Consider the following 13602-nt stretch of genomic DNA (forward strand, 5'->3'; position numbering starts at 1 on the left):
GAAGGCATGCCGGGGACGCGGCGCGGCGACGCGCCGCGTCCTTCAGTGGTGGCGGCAGTACCTCGATGCGAACGGGCCGGGAGTGTCTGCGCGTCACCGGGCTCCTCGGCGTGTCACCGCTCCGGCCTGAGCCGCCGCAGGCAGCGCCGGGCCAGGTCGTCGACCGTCGTGCTGTCGAAGATCTCCACGGCCGACAGGTTGCAGCCCAGCCGCTGGTTGGCCATCGCCAGCAGCTCGGTCGCCATGAGCGAGTCCAGCCCCATCCGGTCGAGGCGCCTGTCGCCGGGCACCCGGTCGGCGGTGGTCTGCAGGACCTGACAGAGGCTGTCGGTGAGGACTTCCGTCACCCGGGCGAGGGCCTCCTCCGGCGACGCGGTGGCCAGTGCCTCCAGCAGCGCGGCACGGCCCGTACCGCCGGAATCCTCTGGCGGCCGCACCGCGTCGAACCGGGCGGCGCCGAGCGTCGCGAAGGCGTGCCGGGTCACGCGCCAGTCGATGCGGGCGACGACCGCGACCTCGTCGCCGCGTGCGGCCAGCACCCCCAGGGCGGTCAGCGCGTCACCCGGCGGCACCGGGTCGAGGCCCAACTGCCTCATGAAGTCGCCGATACCTTCTCGGGCGACATAACCGACCTCGTCCACGGCCCCCCACGCCACCGCGAGGGCCGGCAGGCCGGCTTGCCGGCGTGAGCGGGCCAGGGCCTCCAGGCAGAGGTTGGCGCCGCTGTAGCCGGCCTGGTGCGCGGTGCCCAGCAGGGCGGCGGCCGACGAGTACAGGACGAAGACATCCAGGTCGCGGCCTCGGGTCAGGCGATCGAGCACATCCGCGCCGCCGGCCTTGGGCTCCAGGACCTGCCGCAATCGGCCGGTGGTCAGCTCGGCGAGGGGTGCGTCGTCGACGACCATGGCGGCGTGCAGCACCCCCCGCAGCCGGGGCCCCGTCGCCTCGACGGCGTCCAGTACCCCCTTCATGGCCGCGGCGTCGGACACGTCCGCCGCGTGCACGGCCACCGTCACTCCCCGCTCTCGCAGGTACCGCAGGAGCGCCGGGGCTTCCGGCGTGTCGGCGCCGCGCCGTCCGACCAGCGCCAGGTGCCGGGCACCACGGTCGGCGAGCCGGCGCGCGGTGGCCGCCCCGAACCCGGTGAGGCCGCCGGTGATGAGATAGGTGCCGTGTGGGTCCGGTGCGTACGGCCGCGGCACGTCCCGGAGTACCGGCTCCTCTTCCAGGGAGATCACCACCTTGCCCACGTGGCGTGAGTGCTGCAGTGCCTCGAAGGCGTCGGAGACCCGGTCGGCGGTGTAGACGTGGTGCGGAACGGGGCGGTAGACGCCGTCTGCCACCCGCTCGGCGACCTCGGCGAACCGCGCCGCCAGCAGTTGGGGGTGGGTGTGTGCCAGGCCGGCGAGGTCGGCGGCACTGAAGGTGAGGTTGTTCAGGAACGGACGCAGCGGCATCCCGCTGTCCGCGTACAGGTCGTGCTTGCCGAGTTCCACGAAGCGTCCGCCGGGGCGCAGTACTTCGAGTCCGCGCGCCATCGCCTCACCGGACAGCGAGTTGAGGACGACGTCCACGCCGTCGCCTCCTGTCATCTCCATGAGGCGCTGGGCGAATCCGGGCGACCGTGAGTCGAGCACGTGCCGCACGCCGAGCAGCCGCAGCAGGTCGCGCTTGGCCGGCGTGCCGGCGGTGGCGACGACGTGGGCGCCGACGTGCTCCGCGTACCGCAGGGCCGCCAGTCCCACGCCTCCCGCGGCGCCGTGCACCAGGACGGTCTCCCCGGAAGCCAGCCGCGCCAGGTGGTGCAGGGCGTGGTGGACGGTGAGGAAGACGGTCGGCAGCGTGGCCGCCGGGCAGAAGCCCAGGTGGTCGGGGATGCGGGCGGCGAAGGCCGCCGGGACCGCCACGTGGGAGCGGAACGTCGTGCCGCCGAACGCCATGACCCGGTCTCCGGGGGCGAAGCCGGTGACACGGGCGCCCACGGCGACGACCGTGCCCGCGCACTCCATGCCCAGGGCGAATTCTCGCCCGCCGGTGTCGTGCTGCCGCTGGTCGAAGGGCATCGCGCCCACTGCCTGGAGCGCGTCCCGGTAGTTGAGGGCGGCGGCCCGCACGGCGATGAGCAGGTCGTCCGGTCCGGCTGCCGGTACGGGCGCCGGTGACCAGGCGAGCCGGTAGGAGCGGCCCGGGTCGCGCAGCCGCAGGGCGTAGGAGGACGCGGTGCCGGCCCGCAGGGGCTGGGAGAGGTCCGTCGTCTGCCGGACGCGGGGTACGAACCGACCTGACCTGGTCAGCAGGATTTCGTCCTCCGGGCCGGGGTCGGTCAGCTCTGCGGCCAGCCGTTCGGCGTCGCTGTCCGGATCGGTGGCGTCGAGGGAGACCCGCCGGACCTTCAGGTCGGGGTAGTCGTTGCCGAGGCTGCGGGCCATCCCCCAGGCATAGGCCGCCGTGGGGTGGAGCGGGCGTTCGGGTGCGGGCAGGGCTCCGGACGGCGGTGTGACGATCCACAGCCGGACCTCGGCCACCTCCCCCGCCTCCGTACGGCGGTGGGCGGCCCGTGCCACGCCGCGCAGGACCGCTGCGTGCTCCAGGGCCCGTTCCGTCTCCAGCCGCCGGGCGCCCGCGGCACCCTCCGCCCCGTCCTCCCCCAGCAGGAACACGACCGTGGCGGGCTCCGGCTGTCCGGCCAGGAGCGTCGTCCAGCGCTCGTCGTCGCCCGTCGGCGGCACGACACACACGTGCGGCCCGCCGCCCGGCGCGAGTCGGTGCGCCAAGGCGGACGCCAGGGTGCCGCGGGACGGCTCGGCCACGATGATCCAGCCCGGCTCCGTACCAGCCGAAGTGGAAGCGGGCGGGGGCGCCGGGGCCGGGCGTGAGGTCCGCCGGGCCAGCAGAGTGGAGAACTCGTCCTCGCGCGGACCGTCCGGCGGGGCCAGCCGGATGATGTCCGAGAAGCCCTCCTCGGTCAGCAGCCGCCGCCAGCCCTCGCCGGTCAGCAACGGCCCGTCCGGGCGCAGCCCGGTGTCCTGCTGATTCCAGAAGCCGGGCAGCAGCCCGAAGACCAGCGCCAGGTCGGCCGTCGTGTGTGCCTCCACGGCCAGCAGCAGGCCGTCGTCGGCCAGCAGTCGGCTCACCCGGCCGAGAGCGGCGCGGAGGTCGCCGGCGGCATGCAGGGCGTTGCTCGCCACCACCAGGTCGTAGGCGGCTTCCACGAAACCCTGCTCGACCGGATCGCGGTCGAGGTCGAGCGTGTGGTGGTCGACGAAGTCGTAGGCGCCGAAGCGCTTGCGGGCGCGGGGGAAGAACGCCGACGACACGTCGGTGAACATGTACCGCGTGCGGTCGGGTGGCAGTTCCGGCAGCAGGAAGGCGGTCGTACCGCCGGTTCCGGCACCGACCTCCAGGACGCGCAGCGGACGGTCGGCCGGCCAGTCGCGCACCAGTGCGCGCACGGCGGCGCGGGCCGCCCGGTTGGGGAACGTCGTCAGCCCGCCGCTCGTGTAGAACTCCTCCAGCAGGTACCGGTTGGCCTCGGACAGGAGCTGTTCCGCCGGGTCGCGGTCGCCGCGCAGGAGGGCCGTCAGCCGCTTCGCGCACCGGCCCAGCAGTGCCAGGTCCACGGCGCGTCCGGACGGCCGGGCGATCGCGGTGCGGAAGCGTTCCTCGGGGCATGCCGTTCCCACCAGTCGCCAGGCGCCGTCCGCTCCGTCCGGCACCGGCTCGGCCAGGCCGTGGGCCCGCGCGTTGGGCAGCAGTGCGCCGAGCAGCTTGGTGTACTGCGCCATGGCTCCCGCGCGGACGAGTTCCGGGACGGTGAAGGGGCGTTCGCCGTGTCCGGCCTCGTGCAGCAGGTCCCGGACGGACCGCGCGGTGAAGTGCGCCGTCAGCTCACGGATCACCGCGGGGAAACCCGGATCGTCGTCCCGCCGCCATGCGGCCGTGGCGCGGCGCAGCTCGCCCGCGCACCGGCGCGCGATGGTCCCCGGCAACGGGGCCGGAGGACCCGCTGGAAGCGTCTGCCCGGCCCGGGGTGCCGCCCGCATCACCGTCGTCAGGTACGGAGCCGCCGCGGGGCCGGTCTCGTCGAACCGGCGCATCCGGCATCCCTCCATGGTGACGCAGACCAGCCCGCCCGGGGCCACCACCGTCGCGTCGAACAGCACCTCGTGCCCGGAGACGGAGTGCACCGCCACCAGGACGTGGCCGCCGGAGGAGACGCGGCGCCAGGCACGGATGCGGTCGAAGGCCACCGGCAGGTACCGGGCGTTGCGGGGCACGTGCTCCTGCACGACGGGGGAGGCTGCCTGCAACGCGCCGTCCAGGAGCGCCGGATGTGCTTCGTAGACGGAGGCGGTGCCGGTCGTGCCCGTGTAGCGCATCAGCACCCGGGTGCCGTCGAAGCGGAGGTCGTCCATCACGCGGAAGGCGGGGCCGTAGCGCAGGCCGCTGCGCTCCGCGTCCGCGTACAGTTCCTCGGGTGGCTTGGACCGGGGCAGCGCCCCGGCGATGCCCTCGACGTCGAGCGTGGCCGGCAGTGCCGCGTACAGCCGCCTGACGCGGCCCCGTGCGTGGTGCCGCCAGCTCTCCTCGCGGCCGGTGCGGGAGGCGATCCGCAGGATGCCGTCCTCGCGCGACAGCCACGTCTGGATCTCCACGTTCTCTTCGGTGGCGTCGAAGGGCAGGACGAGGGCCTGCGGGATGCTCAGGTGGGTGATCTCCACGGGGCCGTCGTGCACGCGCCGTCCTGCGGCGAGGGCCATCTCGATCAGACCGGCGGCGGGCATCACGGCGGCGTCGCCGACCTTGTGGTCGGCCAGCCAGGGCACCCGGCCCGGTTCGAAGGGGCCGTGCCAGGTGGGATCGGCGACCGCCGCGCGCTCACCGAGCAGCGGATGGTCGATCGTCCCGTCACCGTGGCCCCGCTGCCACAGCGCGGGGTCGCCGTTCCAGTGCCGTTCGCGCTGCCAGGGGTATCCGGGCAGGTCCACCACGCGCCCCGGGCGCGGGAAGAAGACAGTGGGGTCGGCGCACGCGCCTGCGGCCAGCACATGGGAGAGACACGCGCGGACACCCGCCGGGCCCGGGGCGTCCCGGCGCATCATCGGCACCACGACGGGCCGCTGCTGCCCCTCCCCCGCCGTGCGGCGCAGGCAACCGGCGAGCACCGGGTGCGGGCCGACCTCGACGAAGAACGAGCAGCCCGTCTCCCGCAGCGCGCCGGCCGCGGCGCCGAACAGCACCGGCTGCCGCAGATTGCGCCACCAGTAACCGGCGTCCAGCTCGGTGCCGGTCAGCAGGGCCCCGGTGGTGGCGGAGGCGTATCGCAGATGGGCCCGGCGGCCTTTCAGCCCGACGAGGGCGTCGAGCAGTTCCTCCTTCAGCGGGTCCATGGCGCGGCTGTGGAAGGCGTAGCGCAGGCCCAGGTCCTGGAAGAAGACGTCCTCCCGCCGCAGCCTGTCCCCGAGATCGGCCACGGCGGCCCGGTCACCGCTGACGGTGACGTCGCGCGGGCTGTTCACCCCGGCGATCTCCAGACGGCCCTCGTACGGCACGAGCCACTCCTCGACCCGTTCGGCATCCGCTCCGACGGCGGCCATGCCCCAGTCGCCCTCGGTCGACGCCTGGGCCCGCGAGCGTGCCACGACCACCCGGGCGGCCGCGTCCAGGTCCAGGACGCCGGCGGTCCAGGCCGCGGCCATCTCACCCGCGCTGTGCCCCACCACCCCCGCCGGCCGGACGCCGTGGGAACGCAGCACGGACACCAGACCCACCTGCACGGCGAAGAGCAGGGGCTGGGCCACGTCGGTGGTGTCCGGGCGTCGGTCGCCCGCGTCCGCGGCCAGCTCCCGCAGCACCGACCAGCCGAGCAGCGGCCGCAGGGCCTCGTCGGCCTCCGCGACGCCCGCGCGGAACGCCGGTTCCTCCGCCAGCAGGTCCCGGCCCATGCCCGCCCACTGCGCGCCGTTCCCGGGGAACGCCAGGGCGACCGTGGCGCCGTCGGCCTCCTCCGCGAAGGCACCGGCCGCGTCCGGCCCGCCTCCGACGAGGTTGTCGAACTCCGCCGCGGCCTCCTGCGGTCCGGCGGCCAGCACGACCGCGCGGTGCTGATACCGTCCGCGCCGCAGGAAGGACGTGGAAGCCAGGTGGTAGTACTCCTCCGGCGGGCACTGCCGCAGGCGCCCGGCCATGCGCCGGGCCGCTTCGGCGGCAGCGCCGGGGGTACGGGCGGACACCAGCACCGGCAGCCGCGAGGCGCCGTCCGGAGAGGAGTCCGGGGGCTGCGCCGGCGGGCCGGCGAGGACGACATGGGCGTTGGTCCCGCCGAACCCGAAGGAGTTGATTCCGATCACGGCCCGCCCGCCGGGGCCGCCGGACCGCAGCGGCCCGCTCTCCAGGGCCGGCGCCAGGCGCAGGCCCTCGAAGTCGATGGCCTCGCTGAGCGGGCGGGCGTACGGGCTCGCCGGTACCCGGCGGTGACGCAGCATCAGCAGTGCCTTGCACAGGCCGGCCATGCCCGAGGCGGGCTCGAGGTGCCCCAGCAGACCCTTGACCGAGCCCACCGGCAGGGGTGAGTCCGCCGGCCGGCCGCGTCCCAGGGCCCGGCCCACCGCCTGGCACTCCACCGGGTCGCCCACGGGCGTACCGGTCCCGTGCATCTCCAGATAGGCCACCTCGTCGGGGGACACCCCCGAGGCCGCGTACACCTCGCGCAGCAGCGCTTCCTGTGCCTCGGCACTGGGCATCGTCAGGCCCGGTGTGTGTCCGTCGTTGTTGACGCCGCTGCCCAGGATCACGGCGTGCACACGGTCGCCGTCCGCGAGCGCGCGGGTGAGCGGTTTGAGGAGGACGAGTCCGCCGCCCTCCGCGCGTACGTACCCGTCGGCGTCGGCGGAGAAGGGCCGGCAGCGGCCGGCGGGAGAGAGCATCGAAGCCTTGGCGAAGCCCACGAACCCGGGGGGACCGAGAAGCACGTTCGCTCCACCGGCCAGCGCCGCGCCGCAGCGGCCGTGACGCAGTGCCTCACAGGCGTGGTGCAGGGCCACCAGCGCCGACGAGCAGGCGGTGTCCACGGCCAGGCTGGGCCCACGCAGGTCCAGGACGTACGAGACGCGGTTGGCGGTGTTGGCGGTGGCACCGCCCGTCATGGTGTGGGCGTCGACGCTGATCGGGTCGAGCCCTTGCAGGTGGGCGAAACTGTGGTCGGAGACCCCGACGTACACGGCCGTGTCGGAGCCTGCCAGGCGGGCGGCAGGGTGTCCGGCGTCGTCGACGGCCTCCACGGCCATTTCGAGGAGCATGCGCTGCAGCGGGTCCAGCCTCGCGGCCTCGCGCGGGGACATGTTGAAGTACTCGGCGTCGAACCCCTGGACATCCGCGAGGAAACCGCCCTTCGCGACATACGTCTTCCCGGGGCGCCGTGGGTCGGGGTCCAGCCATCTGCTCGCGTCGAAGCGGTCGGGTGGCACGGGACCGGTCAGGTCCCTGCCCTCGACGAGAACCGGCCACAGCGCGTCGAGGGTGTCGATGCCTGCGGGCAGTCGGCAGGCGACGCCGACAATGGCGATGGCGTCACCGGAAGGAGTGGGCGGGGACGGGTACGGAGAAGTGCGCGGCATGGGTCTCCCCTTGGCTGGCTGCTCGGGCGACTGCGGCCGGGCGGGACCGCGGAGACCTGGCAGGCGACCAGGGACATACCCTCACTATAGGGACGAGCTCATCAACATCCCAAGAGGAAGACGGGAGTTCGAGCGTTACCTCGGGCGAGTCGGGAGGCGCTTGGTCCCTGATGGCGGCGGGTAGCCCCCCGGTGGGCGGGACCACGGAAGCGACAAAAGAGAACCGAGCCGAGATTTCCCGGGAGCCACATGGAAGAGCGCTCGACCGCACGCAGGGAAGCGCTCGTCCGGGAGCTGAGCGGACGTGCTCCCCGGATCGACCCGACCGCCTTCCTCGCCCCGACTGCCGTCCTGCTGGGGGCCGTTCGCGTGGGCCCCCGGGCGAGTGCCTGGTACAACTCGGTCCTGCGTGCCGACTGGGACAGCATCGACATCGGCGAGGAGTCCAACGTCCAGGACGGCGCCGTGCTCCACGCCGACATCGGCTACCCCGTGTGGCTCGGCGCGCGCGTCACCGTCGGCCACAACGCCACCCTGCACGGCTGCCACGTGGACGACGACGTGCTCATCGGTATGGGCGCCGTCGTGCTCAACGGCAGCCGTATCGGTTCCGGCTCGATCCTGGCGGCCGGCACCGTCGTTGCGGAGAACCGGCACGTTCCCGCCCGTTCGGTGGTGGCCGGGCCCTCGGCCACGCTGGTGCGCAACGCCACCCGCGCCGACCTCGACCTCGTCGCCGCGCACGCCCAGGCGAACCTCAGTCTGACCACACTCCACCAACCCCTCGAGGATCCGAACCGCTCGGCCGGAGGAGCACCGTGAGGCCCGGCACCGCCCCGGTGCGACATCCCCGGCTCATCCTGACGGTGGTGTGCACCGGCGTGTTCATGGCCATGCTCGACAACCTGGCCGTCACCAACGCGCTGCCCACCATGGGTGCGGAACTGAGCCTGGGCATCAGCGGACTCCAGTGGGCCATGGCCTCCTACACCCTCGTGCTCGCCTCGACCCTGCTGTCCGCGGGCACCGTCGGTGACCTGATGGGGCAGCGGTGGGCCTTCCTCGCCGGACTCATCGGCTTCATGGCGGGCTCCGCCATCGGCTCCGCGGCGACCACCCTGGCCACGCTGGTGGCCGGACGGGCCCTCCAGGGCCTGGGCGCCGCCGTGCTCCTGCCGGCCGGCGCCGCCCTGCTGCGCCACACCTACCCCGACGCCGCCGTACGGGCCCGCGCCTTGGGCGTGCGCGGCGCGGCCGGCGGTCTCGGCGTGGCACTCGGCCCCGCGGTCGGCGGCCCCCTGACCGAAGTCCTGGGCTGGCGCAGCGTCTTCTGGATCAACCTGCCCGTCGGTGCGGCGGCGCTGCTGGTCGCCCTGCGAGTGCTGCCGCGCCCGCCCGCCGCGCCCGTGCGGTGGGACCCGGCCGGCCAGGTCCTGGCCATCACCGGCCTCGGCAGCCTCGTGTACGGTCTGGTCCAGGGACCCGTCGACGGCTGGGGCGCACCGGCAGTGGTGGCCGCGCTCACGGTGGCGGTCGGGGCACTGTCCGCTTTCGCGGTGGTGGAGGCACGGGTGTCCCTGCCCCTGCTGAGCCCCGCCCACTTCCGCGCTCCGGCGGCCCGGGCGACCGCGGTGGCCTGCTTCTCCTCCAGCATGGGACTGTTCGGCGCCACCTTCTTCCTGAGTCTCTACCTCCAGGACATCCTGGGCTGGTCGCCGGCCGGCGCCGGCGCGGTGTTCCTGTCGGCCTCGGCGTTCATCGCGCTGACCGCGCCCTTCGCCGCACTGCTCACCGTCCGCCGCGGCATCCGCGCCCCGCTCGTCCTGGGCCTGGCACTCAACACCCTCGTCCTGTCGGGACTCAGCTTCTACGGCCGGGACGCCGCCTACGCGAGCTACGCGTGGCTGCTGCCCGCCCTGGGCATCGGCACCGGGCTGCTGTTCGTCCCGACCGTCATCACACTGATCGAACACGCTCCCGCCGACCGGGCCGGCACGGCCTCGGCGCTCGTCGACACCCTGCGGGAGGTGGGCGGTGTCCTCGGCGTGGCCGCGCTCGGCTCCATCCTCACCGTACGGATGCGCGTCGCCCTCCACGACCGCGCCACGGACGCCGGCCTTCCCCCGGACGCGGCCGACCACCTGGTGCGGACCGTCGTCAACGACGGTCCGGCCCACGGGTTCGCAGGAAGCTACACCGGTGCGGGCGCCCTGCGGGTGGCCTCATGGGCGGAGGACTCCTTCATCGACGGCCTGCGCCTGGCCCTGCGGTGCGGAGCCGTGGTACTGGCCTGCACACTCGTGGCAGTCCTCGTCCTGCTGAGGCGCGCGCCCATGAAGCCGGAACGACCACCGGTGTCTCCGGTGACGAGCCGCGGGTGACAGCGTCACGCAGGAGGGGCGGGGCGCACCGCTCGAGGGAAGACGGCGGCCGTCACGCCGGCCGCCTCCGGCGTTCGGCGCCCAGCCGGGCATAGTGGTCGACCAGGCCGGGGGCGTCCACGGCCGCGAGGTCGACGACCTGCTCGACCGGGGCACCCTGGAGGAGGCGTTTGACGGGCACTTCGAGTTTCTTGCCGGTGCGAGTGTGCGGGATGCCCGGCACTTCCAGGATCTCGTCGGGGACATGGCGGGGTGAGGCGCGGTGCCGGATCGCTTCCTCGATCTTCTCGCGGAGGGTGTCGTCCAGGGTCACCCCGGCGGCGAGGACGACGAACAGGGGCATCCAGTAACCGCCGTCGGGCTCCTCCGCACCGATGACGAGGGCCTCGGTGATCTCGGGGAGGCGTTCGACCGCGTCGTGGATGTCGGCGCTGCCCAGCCGTACGCCATTGCGGTTCAGCGTGGAGTCGGAGCGGCCGTGGACGATCACCGAGCCGTGGGAGGTGAGGGTGATCCAGTCGCCGTGGCGCCACACGCCTGGGTAGGAACGGAAGTAGGCGTCGCGGTAGCGGCTGCCGTCCGGGTCGTTCCAGAAGTACAGCGGCATGGACGGCATCGGGCGGGTGATGACCAGCTCGCCGACCTGGTCCACGACCGGGCGGCCCTCGGTGTCGTACGCGGCCAGCGCCACGCCCAGGTGGGGTGCGGACAACTCGCCGGCCCACACGGGCGTGTTGGGCGCGCTGCCCGCGAAGCCGGACACGACGTCCGTGCCGCCGCTGATCGACGCCAGCAGCACGCCGTCGCCGACGTGGTCACGGACCCAGGGGTAGGCGGAGGCGGGCAGGGCGGAGCCGGTGCAGCCGACCACGCGGATCGACGTCAGGTCGTGGACGGAGGGGTCGATGCCGGACTTGGCCATGCCCAGCAGGTACTGGGGGCTGGTGCCGAAGACGGTCACCCGGTGGCGCGCGGCCAGCTCCCACAGGACGTCGGGCTTGGTGAAGGGCGCCGGGCTGCCGTCGTAGGTGCATGTCGTGGCGCCGGTCAGCAGCGTGGAGGCGACCAGGTTCCACATCATCCAGTGGGTGGTGGTGTACCACAGCAGGCGGTCGCCCGGGCCCAGGTCGGAGTGCAGGCCGAGGGTCTTCAGATGCTCCAGCAGGACGCCGCCGTGGCCGTGGACGATGCCCTTGGGCAGGCCGGTGGTGCCGGAGGAGAACACGACCCACAGGGGGTGGTCGAACGGCACCGGTGTACAGGTGAGTTCCTCGGTGCGGGTGGCGGCGTCCTCCCAGGGGACGACCGGCGACGGATACACCCGCGAGGACCGCGGCAGGCCCACGTGGTCCACCAGGAGCGTGGCTTTCAACGTCGGCAGCGCGTCGGCGAGGTCACGGGTGGCGTCGCGGCGGTCGTGGGTGGTGCCGTTGAAGAGGTAGCCGTCGGCGCCGATCAGGACGGTGGGCCGGAGCTGGGCGAAGCGGTCGGCGGCGGCCTTGGGGGCGTAGTCCTGCCCGCAGACCGACCACACGGCGCCCAGGCTCGCGGTGGCGAGGAACGCGACGATCGCGTGCGGGGTGTTGGGCAGGTAGCCCACCACGCGGTCCCCCTTGCCCACGCCCAGGTCGCGCAGGGTGGCGGCGACGGAGGCGACCTGGGCACGCAGCCGGCCTCCGGTCACCTCGTGGCAGGAGCCGGTCTCGTCGAGGGCGATGATCGCCGCGCTGTCGTCGGTGAGGGTGCGCAGGGCGTGGTGGGCGTAGTTGAGGGTGGCGCCGGGGAACCAGCGGGCGCCGGGCATCCGTTCGTCCACCAGCACCTGCTCGTAGGGGGTGTCCGCGTCGATGCCGAAGTACTCCCACACCGCGCCCCAGAAGCCCTCCGGATCGGTGACCGACCAGTGGTGCAGGGTGGCGTAGTCGGCTCCCTCCCTCCCGACGCGGCGGGCGAAGTCCATGATGCGGCTGTCGGCGACGGCCTGCGGATCAGGTGTCGTGAAAGGTGCGGGCACGGTCATCGTGGGGCGCTCCTCAGCAGGCTGTTCTCGTCGGTCCGGCGGGGTGGCGGGGGGCTGTGCGTGGTGTGCAGAAGGGACGCCCATGCGGTGGTGCCGGTGAAGCCCGCGCCACCGGCCGGGACGACGTCCATGACGACGCGGTCGGGGCGCAGCAGGACGGCGTCCGCCCGGCCGGCACGCAGCCAGGCGGCGAGGGTTCCGTCGTCGCCGAGGCCGGTCACGGGGACCGCCCGGACACCGAGCCCATGGGCCAGGGCACTGAGTGAGGGCCAGGGGTCGGCGGCGGTGAGCACGCTGAAGGAGTCGCCCAGCACCTCGTCGAGGCGTGTGCGCCGTCCCTCCGCGGTGACCCACGGCTGCGGGCAGTGGGTGCCCACCAGTGCCCCGCGCGGGCGGCGCCGGACGAGGGGCCCGGCGGTCAGGGGCGGGCTGAGGTCGCGGCCGGCCAGCGCGGCCAGGCCGGGGATGCGGCAGGCAGCGGCCAGGAGCCCTCGGCGCAGGGCGGCGGCGCCGTCCTGCCCGCCGGTCATGGCCCAGCCCATGGCGACCGCGAGCCGGATGACATACCGGGCGTGCGGCTTGCGCTCGTTCTCGTACGTGTCCAGCAGCCGCTCGTCACCGCCCTGCCGAAGGACACGGGCGAGCTTCCAGGTGAGGTTGTACGCGTCGCGCAGGCCCGCGCACAGGCCCTGTCCGATGAACGGAGGGGTGAGGTGGGCGGCGTCACCGAGCAGGAACACGCGCCCGCTGCGCCACCGGTCGGCCAGGCGCGCCCGGAAGGTGTACCGCGTCTTGCGGAGGATCTCGAAATCCCCGCCGTACGAGGGCGGCAGCCAGGGTGCGACCAGGTCGCGCACCGACTCGTCACCGTCCCGCAGGCGGAACTCCCAGCGGTAGCGGTCCTCGCCGACGCGCATGAAGGTCGCCGGGCGGTGCGGGTCGCAGACCTGGTCGACGCCCTCCCAGCAGCGGACGCCGGCATGCGTGCGGACGTCGATGACGGTCCAGCGTTCCTCGAAGCGCAGGTTCTCCCAGACGGCGCCGACGGCGTCGCGGGTGACGCTGTTGGCACCGTCACAGCCGAGGACCGCCTCGGCCCACAGCTCGTGTTCGCCGTCGTCGTCGCGGTAGGTCACTCGCACGGGGCCGGCGGTGTCCGGGCCGACGCCGGTGACCTCCGTACCGCTCAGCAGTTCGCACTCCGGGCGCCGGGCGAGGGCGGCGCGCAGCAGCCGTTCCAGTTCGGGCTGGTCGAACATGCTGGTCTGCGGGTAGCCGTGGTGGCCGTGCCCGGTGCGGCGGAATTCGGCCATCACCCGATGCCGGGCGTCCAGCAGCCGCAGCCCGTTCGACGGGCGGGCCATGGCGTCGAACTCCTGCGCCACGCCCGCGGCCTGGAGGATCCTGCGGACCTCGTCGTCGGTGGCGACGGCGCGCGGGAGCGGGTAGACGTCCTGGTGGCGTTCCAGGACGACGGTGCCGACTCCGCGCCGGGCCAGGAGAAGGGCGGCGGTCACGCCCACCGGCCCGGCGCCGATGATCACCACGGGTACGTCGGCCCCGTTGCGTCGGACGGTCATGTGCG

Annotated in this window: 5 protein-coding genes; 2 read left to right on the forward strand and 3 right to left on the reverse strand. The window is 73.8% G+C overall.

Annotated elements, in window-relative coordinates; translation table 11 throughout:
• Window positions 1–113: 113 nt before the first annotated feature.
• Entirely contained in the window at window positions 114–7616 is a 7503-nt protein-coding gene (locus IE251_RS34915; RefSeq protein WP_189756960.1) for a type I polyketide synthase, read from the reverse strand.
• A 249-nt stretch (window positions 7617–7865) separates the two neighbouring features.
• Between IE251_RS34915 and IE251_RS34920 the strand changes: the two genes are divergently transcribed.
• The gene (locus IE251_RS34920) at window positions 7866–8438 is read left to right on the forward strand and encodes a gamma carbonic anhydrase family protein (protein WP_189756961.1); all 573 of its coding nucleotides are present in this window, start codon (window positions 7866–7868) and stop codon (window positions 8436–8438) included.
• Window positions 8435–9997, forward strand: a complete 1563-nt coding sequence (locus tag IE251_RS34925) for an MFS transporter (protein WP_189756962.1) — start codon at window positions 8435–8437, stop codon at window positions 9995–9997. Before IE251_RS34920 ends, IE251_RS34925 begins: the two co-directional genes overlap by 4 nt.
• A gap of 52 nt (window positions 9998–10049) precedes the next feature.
• Here the strand turns inward: IE251_RS34925 and IE251_RS34930 are convergent, their stop codons facing one another.
• Together IE251_RS34930 and mhpA are read right to left on the reverse strand one after the other, a co-directional pair.
• Window positions 10050–12017 (reverse strand): acetoacetate--CoA ligase, encoded by a 1968-nt coding sequence (locus tag IE251_RS34930; RefSeq protein WP_189756963.1) that lies wholly within the window; start codon window positions 12015–12017, stop codon window positions 10050–10052.
• The gene (gene mhpA / locus IE251_RS34935) at window positions 12014–13597 is read right to left on the reverse strand and encodes a bifunctional 3-(3-hydroxy-phenyl)propionate/3-hydroxycinnamic acid hydroxylase MhpA (protein ID WP_189756964.1); all 1584 of its coding nucleotides are present in this window, start codon (window positions 13595–13597) and stop codon (window positions 12014–12016) included. Before mhpA ends, IE251_RS34930 begins: the two co-directional genes overlap by 4 nt.
• Window positions 13598–13602 lie beyond the last annotated feature (5 nt).

The organism is Streptomyces eurythermus (assembly GCF_014649115.1).
Classification (GTDB): domain Bacteria; phylum Actinomycetota; class Actinomycetes; order Streptomycetales; family Streptomycetaceae; genus Streptomyces; species Streptomyces eurythermus.

Coding starts and splice junctions, on each gene's coding strand:
- IE251_RS34915 (WP_189756960.1), bottom strand. CDS start 7,616: ATGCCGCGCACTTCTCCGTACCCGTCCCCGCCCACTCCTTCCGGTGAC.
- IE251_RS34920 (WP_189756961.1), top strand. CDS start 7,866: ATGGAAGAGCGCTCGACCGCACGCAGGGAAGCGCTCGTCCGGGAGCTG.
- IE251_RS34930 (WP_189756963.1), bottom strand. CDS start 12,017: ATGACCGTGCCCGCACCTTTCACGACACCTGATCCGCAGGCCGTCGCC.
- mhpA (WP_189756964.1), bottom strand. CDS start 13,597: ATGACCGTCCGACGCAACGGGGCCGACGTACCCGTGGTGATCATCGGC.